The organism is Actinoplanes italicus, assembly GCF_003001815.1.
Taxonomy (GTDB): Bacteria; Actinomycetota; Actinomycetes; order Mycobacteriales; family Micromonosporaceae; genus Actinoplanes; species Actinoplanes italicus.
In genome coordinates this window covers 206,011-228,039 of record NZ_PVMZ01000010.1, presented here as the reverse complement: position 1 = coordinate 228,039, position 22,029 = coordinate 206,011, and the positions used below count along the sequence as shown (strand labels likewise).

Here is a 22,029-nt window from a genome sequence, read left to right as displayed (position 1 = left end):
TGAGGAGGCGACGCCCGGTGAAGGGCGCCGCCCGAGGGTCAACCGCAGCTGATGGCCGCGTAGGGGGCGTCCAGGGCGGCGTCGCCGGCCTTGACCGTGGCGGAACCCGCCGGGAGGATCGCCAGCCGGCTGTTGAACGTCTGGTAGGCGGACTTGCCGGGGGCGACGCCGACGACGGTCCGGGTGCCGTACGGGCTGATCAGCTGGATGTTCAGCGGAACGTCCCCGGTGTTGCGGGCGGTGATCGCCACGTACGCCTTCCCGGCCGTGCACTGCGCCCGCGCCTGCACCTCGACGTCCGGACCGGGTTCGGTCACTCCGGGAACGTCGTAGACCTCCCACTCCTGCACACCGGGCGCACCCTTGCCCTCTTCGGTGCCACTGCTGGTGAGCAGCGCCCGCAGCCGGGTGGTGGTGACCTTGGTGAAGGTCACGTCGTTCCAGCCGGTGGCCGAGGTGCCGTAGGCGGTGGCGTCGCTGACGTCGGACCAGGCGGTCCCGTTCCAGTACTGGAGCTTCCAGGCGCTGGGCGGCGCCACTCCGGCCCCCGACTCGTCGACGTCGTCGGTGAACCAGATCCGGGTGCGGTCCACGGCCACCGGCGACGCCCAGTCGAGCTGGATCCACTGGTCGCCGACCTGCGGCCAGGTGTTCCACACGTCGGTGTTGGGACCGACCGGTCCGGTCGGCGCCGCCCCGTCGGCGAGGTTGTCGGCGGTGAGCCAGCCCGGCGTGTACGACGCGGACGCCGTACCGGTGCGGGCCACGTTGACCGGCGCCTGACCGGCCGCGACCTCGAGCGATCCGGCGGCCGAGGTGTTGCCGGCCCGGTCCACCGAGCGGTATCCGACCGTGGTGGCCGCCGACCCGATCGGCACCGCCCCGGCAGCGGTGGTCCAGTCCTGGGTGACGACCCCGCCGACGGTGAGCCGGTACTGCACGGCGGCGATCCCGGAGAGCGCGTCGGTGCCGGTGATCGACACCGTACGGGCCGCCGCGTTCAGCGAAGCGGTCGCGGACGGAACGGTCCGGTCGATGCCGACGACCAGCTGGGTGACGGCGGAGACGTTGCCCGCCTCGTCGGTGGCCCGCGCCTGGACGGTGGTGCTGCCCTGGTCGCCGACCGTGGCCGGCCCGTCGTAATCGTCCCACGACCCGTCCCCGACCCGGATCTCGATGTCCGGCGAGTCGTCCCGGTTGTCGGTGGCCGTCGCGGTGACCTTCACCGACGCCACGTTGGTCCACGGGTCGGCCGGGTCGGCGGTCAGCGACGCGACCGGCGCGGCGGTGTCCTTCGGCCCGCCCGCGCCGACCGTGACGGTGGCCTTGGCGGTCTTGTCGGTGCCGGCGACCTGCCCGGTCACTTCGAAGGTGCCTTCGGCCGCGTACGAGGCCGGGTCGACCGGCGCCCAGGTGACGGCGATGCCGCTCTGCCGGGAGCCGTCGTTGTAGCCGACCGTCACCCCGGCGGGAAGCCTGGGCGCGACGCCGACGGCGGTGCTGACGGCGACCGGGTCGATCGTGTTGATCTGCACCGGGTCGGCGCCGCGGACCCAGACGTGAGCGGAAGCGGTCAGCGTGGTGCCGGCCACGAATCCGGAGACCGTGAAGTCACCGACCGACGCGACCTTGTCCGGGTCGATCGCGCCCCACGCCACAGCCACCGGCAGGCGGCTTCCGTCGGCATAGGTCACCTCGACCGTCGCCGGGAGGGAGGGGACGACCCCCACCTGGGTACGCACGTCGACGCCCTGGATCGACGAGGCGGCGGCGGCGAACACCCGCCACTCGGAGACCCCGACCGCCGAGTACGCGGTCCCTGCCGCGTTGGGCAGCGCGTTGAACGTGGCCCGCAGCCGGGTCGTGGTGACCGCGTCGAACGCGACGTCGTTGGTGCGCCCGCGCACGGCCGGGCTGAACCCGCTCGCGCCGGTCACGTCCTGCCAGGCGGTGCCGTCCCACCACTGGACCTTCCACGAGGCGGGCACGGCCACGCCGCTGCCGCCGGTGGTGCTGTCCGACCAGAAGTCGATCGAGGCCCGGTCGACGCGGACCGCGGACGGGAAGTCGTACTGCAACCAGCGCGTGGCCGGCTCACTGCCGGTCCAGGTGCCCCACAGGTCGGACTGTGCGCCACCGGTGAACAGCGGCGGCTTCCCGTCGTTGACGGCGTTCACGTTGTTCCACCCGGCCGTGAAGCTCGCCGAGGCGGTGGCCGTGGACGCCACGTTGATCTCGCCCTCGGCCAGCGCCGTGGCGTCGACGACCACGTCCTTGGTGGACGCGCCGACGGTGAGCCGCAGCGTGTACCGGCCGGAGGCGGTGAACCTGGCGACCGTGCTGGGGGTGTTCGCCGGGTCGAAGGCGACCGCGCCTCCGGCCGGGGCGTCCACGACCGACCACTGCGCGGCGATCGGCGTGCCCGGGTTGCCGTCGTCCTGGGCCAGGCCGATCAGTCGCACCGAGCCGGCCTGGCTGTAGGTGGAGTCGAGCCACGCGTCGGCCAGCGGCGGAGCGTCGACCGGCGCCGGGGCGGCAACCCCGGTGTCGTACGCCTGGATCTCCTTGATCGCGGTCTTGAAGCCTGGTGCGTGCTGCACCGTGACCCGCAACTGCGTGGCGGTCACCGACGGGAACCGGATCTGGTTGAGGTTGCCGCGCGGGTACGCCGGATGACGGCTCTGCCTTGGCACGGCCTTCCAGCCGGAACCGTCGTGGTACTCGACCAGGAACTGTGCCGGTGGCGCGTAGCCCTGCACGGTCGCCGTGGTCGTCGACTTGTAGAAGTAGACGCGCACGTCGTCGACCTTGCGGGAACCCTGCAGGTCGACGGTGATCTGGTCCGAGGCGGTGCTCGATCCGGCCGTACCCCAGAAAGGCTCGTTGATCGTCGTGCCGTCGACCGCACCCGCCGGACCCCGCCCGGTGGCCGAGAACGACGCCGTGGCCGGACGTCCCTGTGCGACGTTCGCGGACGGGTCGACACCGGCCTTGGCCAGCACATCGGTGATCCGGGCGTCGGCTGCGAAGGCGACATCCTGAGGCGCTTTGACAGCGATGGCAGTCGAGGAAGACACCGCAATGCCGGGAGCTGTGGAAACATCCCCAGTGGCCGGGTCGTAGACGATCTTGCCCAGCGCCGACGCGGTGAACGCCAACTGACCGTCGAGGTAGACCGAGTAGCCGTCCGGCACGCCCTCGTAGTGGTCGGTACCGCCGGGCGCGTCCCAGACCACGGTCAGATCGCGGTCGCGGTAGCGGACGTTGTTGGCCGTGAAGTGGTCCCAGCCGATGTCGATCGGGTCCAGTTCGATCTTCGCGTCGGAGCGGGGCCGCAGGCCCATCGCGTCCTCGATGACGGTGAAGTTGGTGGCGCCGAGGATCGTGTGGTGGATCCACGAGCGGTACCCGATGCTCTGGTTCGCGGCCGAGCCGTCGGCCCAGAACTCGTTCTGGTCCGGATACCGGTTGTCGCCGTTGCCCTGGTAGTGGGCCCAGGCGTTCCAGTAGAGCAGCTTCTTGTACCACTCGGCGTCGATGTAGTCGGTCGGGTAGTTGCGCAGCACCGAGGCGAGCATCCGGAACGTCACCGTCGAGTTGATCACCGAGAAGTTGTTGCTGCCCGGGTCGCCCTGTGCCGCAGCGGCGGCCTTGTCGGCCTGGTTCGCCGTGGTGAACGGGAAGATCGGGTACTGGGTGTCGTCGGCGAACAGCCGCAGCGCCTCGCGGTACTCGGCGGTGTTCGGCATCAGCCCCACCGAGTACGGGTAGTAGTTGTTGATCTCCTTCCACGGCACCAGGTCACCGGTGGCGACGTGCCGGTGCTTGAGCAGGTTGCCGCGGTGCCCCATCTCGTCGGGCGTGTCGGTGGCCGGCTCCCACAGGTACTCCAGGACGGCTGCCTTGACCCGCTCGGCGAACGCCTCCATCTCGGCGGCCTTCGCGGTGTTCCCGGCCGTCCGGTAGGCGGCCGCACCGGCCTTGGCGTTGGAGTACAGGTAGGCGCTCTCGGCCCGGTCCAGGTTGCCGGCCCGCCAGTCGAACGACACCGCGTCGGCGTCGTTGCCGGTCATGGCGCCCCAGTTGTACTCGATCAGCCCGTTGTCGTCGGTGTCGTACGCGTCGAGCAGGCCCTTGACGTCGTACTCCGCGTACTCGCCGAGGTTCTGCGCGACCGCGGCCGGCCCGCCGTGCAGCTGGTACGAGCGCCACGCCGCCTCGGAGATGTACTGCGTGTAACTGTTGGACCAGTTCGCCGGGTCACCGGGGTTGTCGACGTACTTGCCGCTCTTGGCGACCTCACCGGCCGACAGCCACGGCCCGTACGAGTACGACGGGTCGCGGAAGTACTTGAGGTCGTCGACGAACATGCCGACGGTCAGCACGATGGCGTTGTTGTAGCCGAGTACCCCCTCCATCGAGGTGGGGAACTGGTAGTCGTTGCCCGGCAGGTCGGCGTCGAGGAAGTTGTACCGCATCAGCCACCAGCGGTAGAACAGCGTCTTGTCGATGTTGTTCTCGGGCGTGTCCAGGTAGGGCACGTTCTGCGCCCACCACCGGTTGTAGGCGGTGACGTGCTCGCTGAACGCCGCCTGCGGCGCGAGCCCGCGGATCCGCGTGTAGTCGGCCGCCGACGCCGGGATCTCCTTCGCCACGAAGCCGAGCTGCACCTTCGTACGCGCGGAGCCGGTCGCCGGGACGCTCACGGTCTGCCGCAGCCGGCCCTCGGCCGGGACGAACCCGTCGCCGGAGAATCGGGGGAACAGGTCGGTGAGCTTGTTGTAGGCCCGCACGGCCCCGGTCAATTCAGGATCAGACCCGGCGGCGGTACGGGCGAACGCCGACGACGCGTTCAGGACGACGTCCTTGGCGGCCCCGTTGGTGCTGGCCAGCTCCAGGTTCGTGACCGCCACGTTGGCGTCGGTGATGAACTTGGTCTGCACCACGCGCAGCCCGGCGGCGCTGTTGGTGAACACGCCGCGCCAGTAACTGGGCGTCTGACGGCGCTGGGCGGCGTCCTCGGTGAGCGCGATCTCGGCGCCGCCGACCGACGCCGTGATCGTGTAGGCGCCCTGGCCACCGGCGATCGACTCGATGTAGGCGACCTCGCCGCCGAAACCGAGCACGCCGGGCTGGTGGGTCTTCATGAACACCGTGCGGCCACGACTGAACAGGTACTGATTGGCGTCGCCGTTGGAGCCGCCCGGCTGGTTGCCGGTGCGGGCCAGCATGCGGTCGATCCAGAAGTCCTGGTCGGGGCTGCTTCCGGCACCCGCGGCGACGTCCGCGTCGAAGATCGCCTGGAGCTGGTTGCGGGCGTGGTAGCCGGTCCGGTCGTCGGGGACCGGGTCGGCGTCGCCCTTGAAGACCGGGTAGGGGGTGGCCGCGTTGGGGGCCGCCTGCGCGGCGACCGGGGACAGGGAAGTGAGCAGCAGGAGGGCGGCTGAGGACATGGCGATATGGCGGAATGTCCGCATGGAGGGGCGTCCATTCTGCGCGTGAGGCCCGGCCGCCCATGGCGACCGGACTTCACACGCTCAGGGGTTGGCTATGCGGTGCGGCGGAAGTACGCGTGGTAGGGCGCGGTGTCACCGAGGAAGAACGGTTCGAAGGTGACGCCACCGGCGGTGAACGTGAGTGGCCGGTCGCCCGGCACGGCGACGGTGGCCGGGTCACCGGCGATCTCGACGGGTGTGGTGCTCGCCGACTTGGCGACCAGGGCGATCGGCCCGTAGACCAGGGCCTGGAGGGTGGGGTCGTCGATGGTGGACTCGACGTGCAGGCGGTACGGGAAGCTGACCTCGACCTTGTCGCCGGTGCGCCAGGATCGCTCGACGGAGGCGTAGCCGTTCTCGCTCACCCGTACTCGAGTCGCCTTGCCATTGATCTTGAACTTGAAGTCCTGCCGAGCCCACGACGGAACCCGCAGCCGCAGCTCGAAGCGGGCGTGGCCGGTGATCGTGAGCGTCGACGACGGGGTGCGCGGGAAGTCGCCGGACTGCACGATGGTGACCTTGCGCTCGGTCCAGCGCAGCGTCGACGGCAGGTAGAGGTTGACGTAGAGGACGTCGTCGTCCGGCGTCCGGAAGTAGACGGCGTCCTGGTACTTGGTGTGGTTCTCCAGGCCGGTGCCGCCGCAGCAGGTGCCGATGTTGCCGTAGCCGCGCCGCTGCCCCGGACCGACCGGGACCATGTACGTGACCAGCGGGTCCGTCGTGCTGTCGGCGTCGCGCTTGGAGCCGAGGATCTGGTTGACCAGCGTCCGCTCGTAGTAGTCGAAGAACCGGGCGTCCGGCTTGAGCGCGAACAGGTTCCGGGCCACCTTGAGCATGTTGTACGCCGCGCACGTCTCGGCGTTCGTGCTGGTCACGATGCTGCCGGCGATGACGTCGCGCTTGCGGAACACCTCGCCCTGCCCGGTGCCGCCGTGCACGTACGTGCGGTGCGGCACGACCATGTCGTAGAAGTTCTCGGCCGCGGCCCGGTAGTCGCGGGCGGCGCCCTGCTCGTACATGCGCAGGTAGCCGAGGAACTGCGGGATGTGCTGGTTGGCGTGCCTACCGTCGAGGGTGTCGGTGTCCGCCGCGCAGTCGGCCAGCAGTTTCGTGTTGTCGAAGTACGCGGCCGTGGCCAGGAACGTGCGGTCGCCGGTGAGGGTGGCCAGGTCGGCCATCACCTCGTTCATGCCGCCGTACTCGCCGGCGATGTAGAGCGCCCACATCCGGTCGAGCTGCTCACGCGGCAGTTTGCTGAGCCGGGAGTGCACCCACTCCCCCATGCCGCGGGCCACGTCCAGCGCGGTGGCGTTGCCGGTCAGGGTGTGCGCGTCCAGCAGGCCGCGCATGATCTTGTGGCAGGTGTAGTAGGGCGCCCAGATCGCCGGGTAGGTGACGTACTGCTCCAGCTGGATGAACTGGGTCTCCGGGTAGGCGGCCAGGAACCCGGCGTGGCTCGGGCCGGGCGCGCCGCCGGCACCGGTGACCACCGCGGCGTCCCAGCTCCGGCCGGACGAGTCGGCGACCGCCGTGCCCGTCGTCTCGTCGAACCGGTACCAGGCCAGGTTGCCGGTCGCCGTGGTGATCTCGGCGGCGGTCAGCGCCCGGTCGAACAGGTGGAACTCGTCGACGACCGCCTTGAGGCCGGCGTCGCCGTACTGGGAACGGCCGATCCAGTTGTTCTTCGGAGCGCCCAGCGCGGCCGGGGTCAGGGTCATGGCCGGGTTGGTGCCGGCCGCGACGCCGTTGACGTACAGCGTCCCGACCTGCCCGTCGAGGGTGACGGCCAGGTCCACCCACTCGCCGACCGGCAGCGGGGCAGACACCGGGATGCGCTGTTCACCGCCGCTGCCGGAGGTGGTGATCGCGAACCGCGGGCCGGTGCCGTCGTGGATGGTCAGGAACATGTTGACGGCCGGGCCGACACCGAAGTCGAAGGCCCGTGACCAGGTACGCAACTCGCTGATCTTGAGGCGGATGCGGATGGTGGCCGCGGTCAGGCCGTCGACCGTGGCGTCCGGCAGGCCGACGTACTGCCCGTCGCCGGACAGCTCCAGGCCGCCGTCCGCCCAGGTCGCGGGCGGCGGCGGGGTGCCCGGCAGGCCTACCTGCTCAGCCCAGGCGTCCTGGCACTGCTGGAGGCCGGTGACGATCGCGTCGGCCTTCTCCTTGAAGACCGCCTCGCCGGTGCCGGCCCACGCCTGGGCCAGCATCGACAGGAAGTGGCCGCTGTAGTGGCCGCGCAGATTGCCGGTCGCGTCGTCCCATCCGCCCGGCGGCTGCGCGCCGAGGGTGTCCAGTCCTGCTGCCGCCCGGAAGTTGGCGAGGATCCGGTCGGCCGGGTAGGCGCGGGCGTACGCCAGGATCCGGTCGCGTTTCTCGGTGAAGACGCTCGGGGCCAGGTCGACCCGGTTCAGAGAGAACGGCGCGGCCCGCCAGGAGCGGGGCACGGGCAGGCCGTTGACCACGAGCTTCCTCTTCTTCGCGCCGGCCGCCGCCGGTCCGGGGACGGCCAGGGCGGCTCCGGCTGCGGCCGTGCCCAGGAGCAGGCCACGCCGGGTCAATGCATTATCGGACATCCGGGGATCACCTTTCGGGGGTGAGGGGGATCCAGACGCGCATGGTGGACGGGCCGCGGCGGGCCCACCGGTGGTACGGGTGCAGGGCGACCTCGAGCGGGACGCCGTCACCGGGCGCCTCGGTCAGCGGGCGGTACGGCCAGTCGAGCTTGGCGGGCGGGGTGGTCCGGCAGGTGACGACGACCGTGCCGTCTCGGTCGGCGGGCTCGGTGTCCGGATCCAGGTGCAGGCTGTCGAACGGCACCCCGACGGGCACGTCCACCGACTCCAGGCAGTAGACGACGGGTCCGCGCTGGACGGCGGCCGCGCCGCGTACCGCATCGATCCGATCGTCTCCGGCGATCAACCGGGGCCGGACCGGGAGGTCCAGCACCAGCGTCTCCCCCGCCGTGAAACGGCGGCGCAGCTGCACCAGGCCCCGGCTGATCGCGAGACCGTCGAGGGTGGCGCCGGCCGCCCAGTCCGGCACCCGCAGCGACAGCGTCCACGGCGTCTCGGGCGCCCGGGTGATCCGGATCGCGATCCGGCCGTCCGCCGGGTACTCGGTGTCGATCTCGAGGCCGATCTCGCGCCCGTCGGGCAGAACCGTGTCGATGCTCGCGGCCGTGTACTGATGGATCTGCACGCCGTCGTCGTCGCTGGTGGCGACGTAGGCGGCCAGGCTCGCGAAGGTGCGGGCCAGGTTGGTCGGGCAGCAGGACACGTCGAACCAGGGAGCGCGCAGGTTGGAGGCTGCCCGTGGCACCTGGACGTCGGACGGCGGTTCGGCGCCGACGGTCCGCTGGTGCAGCGTGTTGGTGTAGAAGAAGCGGGTGCCGTCGTCGGCCGGCGAGGTGGCGATGACGTTGAACAGGGTCCGCTCGATCAGTTCGGCGTACCGCAGATCGCCCTGGGCGAGCAGCAGCCGCCACGCCAGCAGCACCGAGCCGACCCCCGCGCACGTCTCGGAGTACGAACGGTCCGGCGGCAGCACGAAGTCGTCGCCGAACGCCTCGTCCTGGTGGCGCGAGCCCATGCCGCCGGTGATGTAGGTGCGTTTGGCGACCGTGTTGCGCCACTGCCTGGTGACCGCCGCGAGCAGGTCGGCGTCGCCGGTCTCGACCGCCACGTCCACCGCGCCGGCGGCCAGGTACACGGCGCGGACCGCGTGGCCGCGGAACACGTCGGCGTCGCGGACCGGGATGTCGTCCTGGAAGTAGGAGCGGCCGAACTCGATGTCGGCCAGCGTGCCGTGCCCGTGCCGGTCGACGAACAGTTTCGCCTGGTCCAGGTAACGGCGCACGCCGGTCAGCCGGTACAGCTCGACGAGCGCCATCTCGATCTCGGCGTGCCCGCAGAACGCCTCGATGCCGCCGGGGCCGAACATGTCGCAGACGTGGTCGGCGGCCCGGACCGCGGCCGCGAACAGTTCCTCCTCGCCGGCGGTACGGGCCCGGGCGATCCCGGCGTGGATGAGATAACCGAACGAGTACAGCTCGTGGCCCCACTCCAGGTCGCTGTAGCGCGGCGCCTGGCCGGGCCGCCCGTAGTTGGTGTTCAGGTAACCGTCGGGTTCCTGCGCGGCGATCACCCGGGCCGCGATCGACCGGAAGCAGCGGTCGATCTCCTCGTCACCGGTGCGGCCGTGCTCCCAGGCCAGGGCTTCGAGCAGCTTGTAGACCTCGGTGTCGGCGAACTCTCGGCCACGCCGGGCGGCCGGCAGGTCACCGGTCACGGCGGCGTCGAAGTTGCCGAGCCAGCCGGCCTTCTCCAGCCACTGCTCGATGTGGGCGAGCGAGTTGTCGCGGTTCGTCTGCTGGCGGCGCTGCCAGAAGCCGTCCCGGAGCCGCACCTCGCGCAGTCCCAGGGGCCGCAGCCGACCGGTACGCGGGGTCACCGGGGTGCCGCCTCGCGCGATCCAGCCGGCCTCGGTGGTCAGTGTTTCATTTATCGTCATCGATCAGCCCTTGAGTGCGCCGGACATGAAACCGCGGACGTAGTGCCGCTGGAGTGCGAGGAACAGGAGGATGCAGGGCAGCGCGAGCACCACCACGCCGGCCTCGGTGGCGCCGTAGTCGACGATCCCCATCACCTGCTGGCGCATGTTCGCCACGGCCAGCGGGAGCGGCATCTTCGCCGAGTCGCTGATCAGCACGAGCGGGGTGATGAAGTCGTTCCAGGCGGCCAGGAACGCGAACAGGCCGACCGTGATCAGTCCCGGTTTGACCGCCGGGAGCTGGATGTGGAACAGCGCCCGGAAGCTGCCGCAGCCGTCCACCAGCGCCGACTCGGCCAGTTCCTTGGGCACGGCCTCGAACGAGATCCGCATCATGAAGATCGCGAACGGCAGCTGGAACATGGTGAGCACCAGCGACAGGCCGAGCAGTGAGTCCTGCAGCCCGAGCTGGTTGAGCAGCACGTACAGCGGGATCAGCAGGGTCGCGTACGGCACCATCAGAATGGCCAGGGTGACCAGGAAGAGCACGTTGCGCCCGGGAAACCTGAAGTTCGCGAACGCGTAGCCGCCGAACAGCGACACGGCCAGCGTGAGCGCCACCGTCATCAGCGACACGGCCGTCGAGTTGAGCAGGTACTGCCCGATGCCGGCCTGGTAGGCGGCGAGCGTGCGGTAGTTGCCGAAGCCCCAGCCGTCGATCTGCGCCGAGCCCGGCTGCGGGCTGACCGAGGCGACGCTGGCCCAGGCGAGCGGGAAGAGGAACAGGATCGCGAGGCCTCCGGCCAGGATCCTCTGGGGTGTACGGAACACGCGTCAGCCCTCCCTGTCGCGAAGGCCACGGAACTGCAGGACGTTCACCACGAGCAGCGCCGCCAGCAGGATGATCGACAGCGCGGCGGCCCGGCCCAGGTTGTTGCCGCCGAAGAAGGCCATGTTGTAGATCAGCTGGACCACGGTGATCGTGCTGTTGTCCGGCCCGCCCTTGGTGAGCAGGTAGAACTGGTCGAACGCGAGCATCGACCCGGTGAGGCACAGGATCGTGCACAGCGCCAGCGACGGCCGTAGCAGCGGCAGCGTCACGTACCGGAACGTCTGCCAGCGTCCCGCCCCGTCGAGCCGCGCCGCCTCGTAGACGTCACCGGAGATGCCCTGCAGCCCGACCAGCAGCAGGAGCATGTAGAAACCGGCGAACCGCCACACGATCAGCGCCACGGTGGACCACAGAGCCGCGTTCGGGGTGCCGAGGAACGAGACGCCGAGGAAGCCGAGCGGGCTGCTCTGCGGCGAGTAGATGGCGTAGAACAGCAACGACGCCGACGCCAGACCGAGCGCGCTGGGCACCAGGAACGAGGTGCGCAGGAAGCCGTTCCAGCGGTTGGACTCCTGCACGATCAGCGCCAGTCCGAGGGACAGGCCGATCAGGATGACCGTGGTGACCACGGTGTACTTGACGGTGAACCCGACCGCCGGCCAGAACAGCCGGTTGTCGACGACGTCGGTGAAGTTCTCCGGCGCGTTGAGGCCGCGGTTGCCGGTGAACAGGCCCCAGTCGGAGACCGACATCCGCGCCACGATCGCGATCGGGACGATGAAGAAGATCAGCACGAACAGGGCGGTCGGTGCGGCGTAGGCCCAGCCGGTCAGCGACATGCTGCGGCGGCGCCGACGGTTCGACCGGCCGGCCGGCGGCTCGACGGCCTGGGCCGGCCGCTCCGGGGCGGTGATGAGCGATGGTGGCACGGGTGGTTCCCTTCGCAGGGTGCGGCGGCGCCGGGCCGGCGGACCCGGCGCCGCCGCGGGCGTCACTGGCCGAGTACCTGGGTGATGGCCTGGTTGTCCTTCTCGAGACTCGAGGGATCGCCGTACACCTGGTTGCGCAGCAGGGTGACCCACGGGCTGCCGGGCGCGTTGAAGGCCTGCTGGAAGTTGACCGCGACCGGGGTCTTGCTCTGCGGCGACGCCGCGGCCTTGTTGATCGTCACGAGGCGCGGGTCCTTGGCGGCGTACTGGTTGTCGGCCAGGTCGGTGCGGGCGACCGTGCTCCCACCGGCGGCGAGCACGTCGACCTGCGCCTTCTCCGAGGTCAGCCAGGACAGGAAGTTCCAGGCCTGCTGGGTCTTCTTGGAGTCCTTGGAGATGCCGATGCCGTCGCCGCCGACGAAGGTGGACTCGCCGCCGCCGGCACCCGGAATCGCGGTGACGCCGACGTCGACGCTCTTGGAGGCGGTCGGCAGCAGGGTGGCCGGGTACGGCATCACGCCGATCTTGCCCTCCTGGAAGGCCGCGACCCAGGTGGCGCCGGTCTCGTCCTTCGAGCCGGGCGCGATCGCCCCGGCGGTCTGCAGCTCACGCCACATGCCGTACACCTTCTGCGCGGCCGGGCCGCCCAGGTTCGACGACTTGCCCTCGGCGTCCATGACCTCCTCGCCGCCGGCCCAGACCATCGGGAACCAGGTGAAGACGTTGCAGCCGCCGCAGTTGCCGCCGAAGTAGGTGCCGTACGTGTCCTTCTTCTTCAGGTTCTGCACGGCCAGGGCCTGCGCCTTGAACTCGTCGAGCGTCTTCGGGCCCTTCTCCGGGTCGAGGCCCGCCTCCTTGTAGAGGGTCTTGTTCCAGAAGATCACCGACAGGTCCAGGACGAACGGCAGGACGTACTTCTTGCCCTCGTAGGTGCCGGCCTGGACGTGCCCCTGGTTGATCTTGTCGGCGTACGGCAGCTTGCCGATGCTCTCGGTCAGGTCGTGGAACAGGCCGGCGTTCGTCCAGTTCGGCACGTAGACGATGTCGGCGGCGAACAGGTCCGGGAGGTCGCCGCTGCCGGCCGCCGCACCCACCTTGGCCACGTAGTCGTCGTTGGGGACGATGGTCAGCTTGACCTGGTTCTTGTGTGACTTGTTGTACGCGTCCACCAGAGCGTTCGCCTGCAGCTCGAGCGGCGCCCGCGTCCACAGTGCCAGCTCGGTCCCGTCGTCCACGCCCTCGACACCGGCGCCGGCCGGCGGTGCGACGGTGCCGCCGCCGTCCTCGGAGGAACAGGCAGTCAGCGAGGCCGTCAACAGCGCCGCCAGCGCGGCGCTCAGCAGAATTCTTCGCACGAAGCACCTCCATGAACCGCCGAACGCGGTTTCGGTGAGTTTCGGTAATGGTCGGGAATGCTGCCGGGGAAGAAGCAGCTCAGAGTGCGATCTCAGTTCGTCCTGCTAGGACCGAAAAGGTTTTCAGGAACGTAATACTCGGGGATTGACCCTGTCAAGGTCCCAGCCCCTCCGCACGCGCCCTTCCGCATCGAGATCGCAACACTCCGTACATCTTGCCGAAAACGTTTTCGTAAGGCACCGTCTCGTGTCATCGACATTTGTCGATAACCGAGCGAACGGGAGGAACCGTGCGAACAAGACGCCTGATGGCACTCATCGCCGCGCTGCTGGCGGTGATCCTGGCTCCCGGTGCGGCATCGGCCGCGCCCCCGACCTGGAGCCCGCCGTCCAACCTGGTCACGCCGCTCAACCAGGTGTGGCAGCACCAGGAGCAGACCTACAACAACGGGAACCTGTACGGCTTCCGTAACTACGGCTGGGACCAGATCATGGCCAACCGTGGCTACATCAACTACTGCGTCCGCTGGGACTCGTCGGCCAACGTGACCGCCGCCCAGCGCGACCAGATCCACGCCGCGCTCGCCCGCCAGCACAAGAAGTGGATGGACGAGCTCGTCGGGCACAACGCGTGGCCGTACGGCGACGTGCCGGTCAAGGTCGTCGGCTGGGCCGTGCGCAACCGCGCACAACTCCAGTGGAGCGACACGTCGGTCGACATCTACGTCAACGACATCCGCGAGAACGCCCCGCAGTGCTCGGCACCGTGCGGGCGCTTCTTCAACCAGAACGGGCAGTATCCCCGCTGCCCCGGAGGTTACGCCCGGCACTACGACCAGTCACTGTGGCTGACCGACGGCTTCGGCGGCGGCGCCGGCGGTGACTGGGGCCAGCGGATGGGCCGCGAGTACTTCATGAACAACATCAACGCGGCGAACATGACGATCCTGCTGCACGAGATAGGCCACACGTGGGGTCTCGACGACTTCTACGACTGGACCCCCTCCGGCGTCAGCAACTTCATCATGCGAGCCGGCAGCTCCGCGTCGATCACCGAGTTCGACGCCTGGATGTTCCGCGACTGGTGGCGGCACCTGAAGAGCCGCTACGGCTACTGACCAGCGCCGTCCCCCTCAACCCGTCCCGGCCGGGGCTCCACCCCCGGCCGGGCGGCCTCACCTCCGCCTGCGCTCAACTGGCCGGCAACTCGAGCAGGGAGGCCGCGGTGTCCTGATTCATGTCGCCCAGCGAGGCGAGACCATCACCTATGGCGACCTCGTCACCGCGATCGACGGCCGGTACCACAATCAGCCGCTACGGCTACTGAGCAACGCCGTCTCCCCTGTCCCCACCCCGGCCGGGCGGCACGAGCAGCGGCCCCGTCTTCCGGGTGGACCACCACACGACGGCCGTGATGGCGATGACCGCGAGGGCCGGGACGAGCTGGTACGGCGTGCCGACCCCGGCTGAGCGGTCCTGCGTCGCGCTGCCGAGGTCGACCCGCAGGGCGGCGGCCACGATGAAGGTGAACGTGTTGAGCACGGCGTGGAGCATCACCGCGATCTCGAGCCCGCCGGTGCGCCAGGTGATGACGGCCAGACCGGTCCAGAGCACGAAATACCAGATGATGATGTACGGGTCGGTCGCGCCGTGCGCGGCCGTGAACAGCGCACTGGACACCAGCACCCCGGCGATCAGCCCGGCCCGCGAGCCGCGGGTCCAGCCGCCGATGACGCGGAAGATCAGGCCGCGAACGCCGTACTCCTCGCCCGCCGACTGCAGCGGGGTGAGGAGCACCGTGGCCAGAAGGAGGGCGATGAGGTCGGTCTGCGACCACGGCGACTCAGCGACGGGCGCGAGAGCTCCCAGGACGATGACGACCAGCCAGCCGGGGCCGAAGATCAGGAGCGATTTGCCGAGCAGGTCGAAGCGGAACCGTGAGGTCACGGAGTGCAAGGACGCTCCGGGTACGCCGTAGAGCCATCGCTGCAGGAGCATGCTCCACGGGATGAGCAGGGCGAGGGAGATCATCGATGCGGCGTGGGAGAGCGGCGTGTAGTCGGTGCCGCCCACGATCGGCGGGGTCCTGCCCATCTGCGCGTCGAGCAGCGCCGCCGCCCGGCCGATGACCGTCGGGAAGACGACGAGCCCCGCCGCCAGGAGGACGATCGCCAGGATGCCGCGACCGATCCGGCGTTTCTCGCCCGCGAGCACCCGGTGGTACTCCACTCCGGCGGGAATCGACGGGTCGACGCGGGGCTCGCCCGGAGCGAGCAGCCGGCTGGTCTTGATCATCGTCATCACTTCCCGGCCTGGTCGAGCAGGCTGTACCGCAGGCGCAGCGACCGCTCGGTGCTTCCCAGCGCGGCTCCGACCGCGAGGGCGAGGTTGAGCCAGATCGGCAGGTGGACGGGCGAGGTGAAACGCCCGACGCTGTCGGCGATCGCGGGGATCCCCGAGATCGGCTCGGCGAGCTGCAGCAGGTTCAGGCCCACGCCGATGAGGAGCATCAGCACGGAGAGGTAGCCGATCGAGCGGCTCAGCCCCGGGCGGTCACGGTCGACGCGGGCACGGCGCCCCTCCGCGGATCGCGGATCGGGGATGAGCTGGCACTCCGCGCCGGCGGTGGTGACGTAGTGGCACCGCTTGACCCCGAAGGCGCTGATCGCCACCTCGATGGTGCCGCCCTCGACGGGGAAGGCCGCCGGGAGCTTGGACACGGCGTGGTGGCGGCCGCCGACGTACAGATGCGCTCTCGCCTTGCCGCTGCCCGAGTTGGCCCGGTACGGCAGGTCGACGGCATAGCCGGGCGACAGCGGGAGGTGGAACAGCGCGCGGGTGAGCAGCTGCCACCAGCGAAAAGGCTTCAACGGCCGACCGTCGCCACTCGTGACGCGCCTGGCCGCCCGCCGCTGTCGCCAGTCCTTGATCACATTCCTCACCCACTCCACCGAGATTTACTAACACACTGTGCTAGTAAAAAAGGTAGCACGGCGTGCTAGTACGGTGTGACAGGAGGTGGCGCATGACACGGGACGGCAGGAGCACCGACTCACGGGAACGGATCCTGGCCGCGGCCGCGGCGATGCTCGCGGAGGACGTGACGGCGAGACTGAGCGTGCGTGCCGTCGCGGCACGGGCCGGAGTGAGCACGGGTTCGCTCCGCTTCCACTTCCCGAATCAGCGCGCGCTGCAGGACGCCCTGCTCGACCGGATCTACGGCCACATGTTCCCGGACGACCCGATCAGAGACCGGTCGGTGCCCGCCCGCGATCGGCTGGTCACCTGTCTCCGGCAGGTGCTCGCCCCGGCCGGCGTCGGCGACCAGGCCCGTGAGGCGTGGACCACGGCGTACCAGACGTACATCGCGTCCGAGCCGACCGACCGGGTGCGGGCGGCCTACTTCGCCCTGGAGCAGGGCGGCCGGCGCCGCCTCGAATACTGGCTGACGGTTCTGGCCGGCGAGGGCGCACTGCCCGGCGGCGACCACACCAGCCGGGTCAGGTTCCTGTCCACCGTCCTCAACGGACTCTCGATCGAACGGGCACTGCCCGCCGAGGCGTCGATCCTCCAGTCCGAGACCGAGACCCTCTACATGGCCGTCGACTGCGTGCTCAACCCGAGGTGACGCGGTCGGCGCGGGCGAACGACGGTCAGGGCTGGCGGCGGAACGCCCGCTGACGGGTCGTCTGCTGATCGCCCGGCCATGGCCGGCGAACCCCTCCCCACGCCCTTTGATCGCCCGGCCGGGGCCGGCGAACCCCTCCCCACGCCCATTGATCGCCCGGCCATGGCCGGCGAACCCCTCCCCACGCCCATTGATCGCCCGGCCGTGGCCGACGTACCCTTCCCGACGCCTCTTGATCGCCCGGCCGTGGCCGGCGAACCCTTCCCCGCGCCGGAAGCAGCCATATCCCGGAGCCCGACCCGAAAAACGGCCGTAGTCGATCATCCAGCACCGGAACATAGCGATAAACGGCCGCGAGCCGTAGCCCAGGCCGGTATCACCGAGCCGGCCGCGAGCCGAACACCGCCGACACCCCAGCCCGACAACCGTCCCCGGGAGCCCGCGAGCCGTACCCGATGCCCCCGATACCGGTTCGCCGATTCACACCCTGACTGCGAAGGCTCTCTAGACTAGAGAGCCTTCGCAGTCAGGGTGCGGCTTGCCAGCCGTAGCTCAGCCGTGGAAGTCGGCCGGCAAGGGAGGGCAACGGGATCGCTTGGCCGCCGCGAAGAGCGCGGCCTGATCCGGTACTGGCGAAGAGCGCGGCCTGATCCGGCGCTCCGGAGAGCGCCGCCGTGCAGGGCCGGTGTTGTGGCAGTGGGATCACACGTAGCAGTTACGCGCGACCCTGCCGCCGCCATAGCGACGGCAGGCGTCCACGGACCCGCAACGGGGGACCTCACCGTTGTTGCCGACGACGTCAGGAGCACACGCGAAGCCTGGGTTTGTGCCCCAGCCGTAGCCAAGCCACGTCATAGCAGCCGGGTTCGAGGGCTGAGATGGGGCTGCCGAGCTGGACCTCGACTGCGAAAGCTCTCTAGACCGCCACCGCCCTCGCAATCGCCATCCCGGGCGCCGCCGGCCAGACCTCGATGCCGGTCTGGCCTGCCATCGACCGCCGGCAGGGGTCACGTCTGCAGGATGCCACCCGGGTACGACAGGAATCCGCCGCCCGGTCCTCGGCTAACGTCGCTGCGTTGGCCGGGGGTCGGGGAGGACACATGGTTGTGGCGAGAGGGCGCAGACAGGTCGTGCTGGAAGGGCTGGTCTGCTCGGACGCGACCGTCATGGCGTGGGAGGAGGGCGAGCGGGACCGATGGGCCGCCCGCGCCTCCGCACTCGATCACGGGCGTGAACAGGACGACTGGGGACTGGCGGCGACCAGCGCCGACCGGCTCGGCGACCTCTCGTCGGCGCAGGTGGCCTGGCTGATCACCAAGGGTCCGGAGGGGTCGGCCCGGGCGCTGATCGGCAAGGCACCGACCCTGCGACAACGCCAGCGCAGCGATCTGGGCCGGGTCGCGGTGGCCCGGTTCGAGTTGGACGCGCTGGCCTTCGCCCTCGCCGAGGCGGCAGACAGCGCGGACCAGCTCGGTCTGCTGGTGCTGCCGTTCCGCGGACCGGAGCCGGCCGGGCTCGTCGCGGGCTGGCTGCGGCATCTCGGCTCGGCGCGGCTGTGGGCACGGACGTGGCTCGACCGGCACGCCGAAGCCGCGGCGCGGGCGCTGATCCCGCCGGCGGCCGGGCGTCCGGGGCGGGTGCGGCAGGACGCCGAGGAGGCGCTCCGACATCTCGCGGTCATCGGCCACGGGCCGGTCACGATCAAAACCGCCGAGGGGTACGGCCCAGCGGCTCATACTCTGATCTCGGAGCTGCTGGAAAGCACCCTGAGCAGGGTGCGAGCCGACGGCGGAGCCTCGATCCAGGGTGCGTTGTTCGCCACCGCACCACCCGGGATCCCGTCCGGCGAGCGGTCGCCGGGTCTTCGGAAGGCGAAGACGCCCGAGTGGGCCTGGTCGTCGGGTCTGCCTGAGGTTCGGCTGGTCCGGGGCGGGGTGCTGACTGAGGAGGACGTGGACCGGCTGCTGGCCGGGCTGAGCCGGTCGCGGCCGGCCGATCCGCCGGAGCCGCCGCCTGGTGATCCGGCGCCGGCCGACGGCGGGGTGTCGATCGCCGTCGAGTCGTCGGCGGCACGACAACCGCTGGTGGAGCCGCTCGATCCGGAGACGTGGGAGCTCGTCGCGGGGTGTGAGCCGGCGGATCTGGCGGGGTTCGGGCGGGCGCTGCTGGACGGCTGGCTGTCCGACGGCATGCCCGCGGCGCAGGCCTGGGCGCTGCTCGCGCAGGCGCACGTCGGCGACGATGCCACGATGGACCTGCTGGCGCCGCTGGTGCGGTCGTGGCCTGCCAAGAGCCGCTACGCGCGGGCGATCGACGGGTACGCGGTGCTGGCCACCGTCGCCTCCGACGCGGCGCTGCGGCACCTGCTGGCGATCGAGGAGAACATGTCGGGCGGGGCGACTAACGACCGTGCGCTCGACTACCTGGAGCAGGGTGCGGCCCGGCGCGGGCTGTCGGTGACACAGGTCGCCGACCGGCTGACGGTCACGCACGGCCTCGACGCCGGGGTGACGATCGACTACGGGCCACGCACGTTCACGGTCGTCACCGACGAGCACCTGACCGCCCACGTCAGGAGCGCCGACGGGCGGGTGCTGGCCCGGCCACCGAAACCGGGCGTCAAGGACACGAACCCGGAGGCGTACCAGCGCTTCCTGCAGTTGAAGAAGGATCTGCGGGCCACCGCGACGGCACAGGCCGCCCGGCTGGAACGCGAGATGCTCGCCCACCGGCTGCGACCGGCCAGTGACCTCGCCGAGGTGGTCCTGCCGCATCCGATCCTCGGGCCGATCGCCCGGCGGCTGCTCTGGGGCGTCTACGGCGCCGACAACCGCCTGGTCCGGGCCCTGCGGATCGCCGAGGACGGCAGCTTCGCCGACATCGACGACATGGCCGTGGTCCTCGACGGTGACACGCCGCTCGGCATCGTGCACCCCGCCGATCTGGGCGAGGACCTGGCGGCCTGGGCGCAGATCGTCGCCGACTACGAGATCGTCGAGCCGTTCCCGCAGATGACCCGGCCGGCGGTGACGCTGACCGAGGCGGAGCGGGCGGCAACGAGCCTGCCCGGATTCGGGCCGGTGACGACCGAACGGGTGGTGTCGCTGCTGGACCGGGGCTGGCACGGTGACCCGGGCAGCTCGATCCGGGCCCTGGACACCCGGCTCGCGAAGGAACTGCCCGGCGGGCTGGAACTCGTCGTCACGGTCGAGCCCGGCGTGGCCATGCGCGCGTCCTACACGCCGGCGGCCGAGCAGCGGATCACCGAGATCTGGGTCGACGACTCGTGGTCGGGACATTGGCAGCGCGAACGGCGTACGCCCATGGGGGTCTGTGATCCCGCCGCCCTTTCGGAGGCCCTCGTGGAGGTGTTCGCGTTGCGCGGCTGACCGGGTCGTTCCCCCGTCCGGGCGAACGGCTCTGCCTCGATCGGTAGACCGTCGGGCTAGTCCGGCCGTAAGCATGGCCTGGTCCAGGTGAACGGCTGGTTAGGTTCTGCTTGCGATGCCCCGATGGGACAGGACGAGAGGACCCTGTGGCTGCTGCACTGGTGGGAATCGACCTCGGGTCGAGCGGCGTCGTCGCCGTCCGCCGCGACGCCGACGGAACGGTGAGCCCTGTCGCGATCGACGCCGGCGGGCCGGCCGAGGAGATGCTGCGCGCGGTCCGGGACGCCGTCGGGGCCGCGGTCGCGTCTGAGGGCGGGCCCGGGGCCGGGACTGAGGGCGGGCCCGGGGCCGGGGGCGTGCCCGTGGTCGTCGCCGATCCCGGCGGCCGGGCCGAGGAGCTGCGAGCCGCCGCGCTGGCGGCCGGCTGGACCGAGGTCACGGTGGTGGCGCAGGCCGTCGCGGCGGCCAACTACCTGGGACGGGTGATCGGCAGCCCGGTGCCGTCCGGGCGGGCCGTCGCGGTGTTCGACGTGGGTGCCCGGCTCACCGTCAGCGTGGTCCGCAACGAAGGGCCGGGCCTGCGGGTCGTGGCCTCGGGGACGGCCGACGCCGGTGGCGACGCCATGGACGCCGCCCTGGCCACGGATCTGCCCGCCGACGTGCCCACGGCCAGGCGGGCACGGGAGACCCTGTCGGCGTCGCCCCGCACCCAGGTCGGCGAGCGGTCGCTCACGCGGGCGCAGCTGGAGACGGCGATCCGGCCGGTGCTGACCGCCGGGCTCGACGAGCTGGAGCGGGTGCTGGACACCGCCGGTGTCACCCCCGATCAGCTGGTCGGGCTGATCCTGGTCGGTGGCGCGGCCCGGATGCCGATGGTCGCCCGCGTCGTGCGGGACCGGATCGGGCTGGAGCCGATCCGGTCGGCCAACCCGGAACGGTCCATCGCCGAGGGTCTGCTGGTCAGCGTGACACCGGCAGCACCCGCCGGCGAGCCGACGGTCCTGGTCCCGTTCGGCGAGGAGCAGCCACCGACCGCGCCGCTGCCGACGACGCCGCTACCGACCACGCCGCTACCAACCACGCCCCTGCCGACCGCACCAACGCCGACCGCGGCGCTCCCCACCACGCCGCTTCCACCTGCGGTTCCGCCCACGAAGCCCGCGGGCGGGCCCAGGCCCTCGCCCAGGCCTGGCGGTAGAGGTGGGCCCGGGCGTGAAGGTGGGCCCGGGCGTGAAGGTGGGCCCGGGCGTGAAGGTGGGCCCGGGCGTGAAGGTGGGCCCGGGCGTGAAGGTGGGCCCGGGCGTGAAGGTGGGCCCGGGCGTGAAGGTGGGCCCGGGCGTGAAGGTGGGCCCGGGCGTGAAGGTGGGCCGGGGCGTGAAGGTGGGCGCCGACCCGACCGGTCGCTGCGCCGCTGGACGCTGATCGGCGTGGGCGGACTGCTCGCCCTCACGGTCACCGGCGGTGGCATCGGATGGCTGCTGGCCGCCCCGGACCCGCCGCTGCCGGACCCGGTGGTCACCACGACCTCGCCCGACGCGTCGCCGTCGCCGAGTGACACCTCGCCGACTCCGTACACCGCCGTGGAGCCGCTCCTGGAGGAGTCGAGCCCGTCGCCGACACCGGAGGAGAGCTCGGAGTCACCGTCACCCGAACCCGAGCCGGTGCGCGACTTCGCCGACGGGTTCAAGGTCTACTCGGAGGAGGGCTACGGCAGGTTCGTGACCCCGTCCGGCAACATCGCCTGCTACCTGGACGAGGATTTCGCGCGCTGTGACATCCGGGAACGCGACTGGACCGGCGAGGAGTCGTCGACCTGCGAGCAGGAGTATGGCGACGCGCTGGGCGTGAAGGGCACGGAGAGCTACTTCATCTGCCACGGGGACACGCTCGACTTCGACAGCACCACG

12 protein-coding genes and 1 pseudogene are annotated in these 22,029 nt (G+C 70.7%); 5 read left to right on the top strand and 8 right to left on the bottom strand.

All coding sequences use genetic code 11. From position 1 onward, the window contains the following. Window positions 1-38: 38 nt before the first annotated feature. From CLV67_RS24910 to CLV67_RS24880, 6 genes are all read right to left on the bottom strand, one after another. Entirely contained in the window at window positions 39-5,453 is a 5,415-nt protein-coding gene (locus CLV67_RS24910) for an Ig-like domain-containing protein (protein WP_106322398.1), read from the bottom strand. Between the two features lie 95 nt (window positions 5,454-5,548). After that, complete coding sequence (locus tag CLV67_RS54310; RefSeq protein ID WP_170153977.1) at window positions 5,549-8,074, bottom strand: beta-L-arabinofuranosidase domain-containing protein; 2,526 nt, start codon at window positions 8,072-8,074, stop codon at window positions 5,549-5,551. A gap of 7 nt (window positions 8,075-8,081) precedes the next feature. After that, a complete protein-coding gene (locus CLV67_RS24895) occupies window positions 8,082-10,010 on the bottom strand; it encodes a glycoside hydrolase family 127 protein (protein WP_106322396.1) in 1,929 nt (642 codons plus the stop codon). A gap of 3 nt (window positions 10,011-10,013) precedes the next feature. Further along, entirely contained in the window at window positions 10,014-10,820 is an 807-nt protein-coding gene (locus CLV67_RS24890; RefSeq protein ID WP_106322394.1) for a carbohydrate ABC transporter permease, read from the bottom strand. Window positions 10,821-10,823: 3 nt separating this feature from the next. Then, the gene (locus CLV67_RS24885) at window positions 10,824-11,750 is read right to left on the bottom strand and encodes a carbohydrate ABC transporter permease (RefSeq protein WP_239166307.1); all 927 of its coding nucleotides are present in this window, start codon (window positions 11,748-11,750) and stop codon (window positions 10,824-10,826) included. Between the two features lie 62 nt (window positions 11,751-11,812). Further along, window positions 11,813-13,105, bottom strand: a complete 1,293-nt coding sequence (locus CLV67_RS24880) for an ABC transporter substrate-binding protein (protein ID WP_239166308.1) — start codon at window positions 13,103-13,105, stop codon at window positions 11,813-11,815. Window positions 13,106-13,395: 290 nt separating this feature from the next. Between CLV67_RS24880 and CLV67_RS24875 the strand changes: the two genes are divergently transcribed. Continuing rightward, window positions 13,396-14,223, top strand: a complete 828-nt coding sequence (locus CLV67_RS24875; protein WP_239166309.1) for a hypothetical protein — start codon at window positions 13,396-13,398, stop codon at window positions 14,221-14,223. A gap of 202 nt (window positions 14,224-14,425) precedes the next feature. Here CLV67_RS24875 and CLV67_RS24870 read toward each other — a convergent pair whose 3' ends face one another. Continuing rightward, window positions 14,426-15,400: a CPBP family intramembrane glutamic endopeptidase gene (locus tag CLV67_RS24870; RefSeq protein ID WP_239166310.1), complete on the bottom strand. Its 975-nt coding sequence runs from the start codon at window positions 15,398-15,400 to the stop codon at window positions 14,426-14,428. A gap of 5 nt (window positions 15,401-15,405) precedes the next feature. Further along, window positions 15,406-15,975 (bottom strand): hypothetical protein, encoded by a 570-nt coding sequence (locus CLV67_RS24865; RefSeq protein ID WP_239166311.1) that lies wholly within the window; start codon window positions 15,973-15,975, stop codon window positions 15,406-15,408. A gap of 155 nt (window positions 15,976-16,130) precedes the next feature. Between CLV67_RS24865 and CLV67_RS24860 the strand changes: the two genes are divergently transcribed. From CLV67_RS24860 to CLV67_RS54785, 4 genes and pseudogenes are all read left to right on the top strand, one after another. Beyond that, window positions 16,131-16,733, top strand: a complete 603-nt coding sequence (locus CLV67_RS24860) for a TetR/AcrR family transcriptional regulator (RefSeq protein WP_106322386.1) — start codon at window positions 16,131-16,133, stop codon at window positions 16,731-16,733. Window positions 16,734-17,833: 1,100 nt separating this feature from the next. Then, complete coding sequence (locus tag CLV67_RS24855; RefSeq protein ID WP_146169278.1) at window positions 17,834-20,122, top strand: DUF4132 domain-containing protein; 2,289 nt, start codon at window positions 17,834-17,836, stop codon at window positions 20,120-20,122. 263 nt (window positions 20,123-20,385) lie between these two features. Then, window positions 20,386-21,066 (top strand): annotated as a pseudogene (locus CLV67_RS54790) (Hsp70 family protein); the annotation flags it as partial. Between the two features lie 256 nt (window positions 21,067-21,322). Further along, window positions 21,323-21,544: a hypothetical protein gene (locus tag CLV67_RS54785; protein ID WP_428839487.1), complete on the top strand. Its 222-nt coding sequence runs from the start codon at window positions 21,323-21,325 to the stop codon at window positions 21,542-21,544. Window positions 21,545-22,029 lie beyond the last annotated feature (485 nt).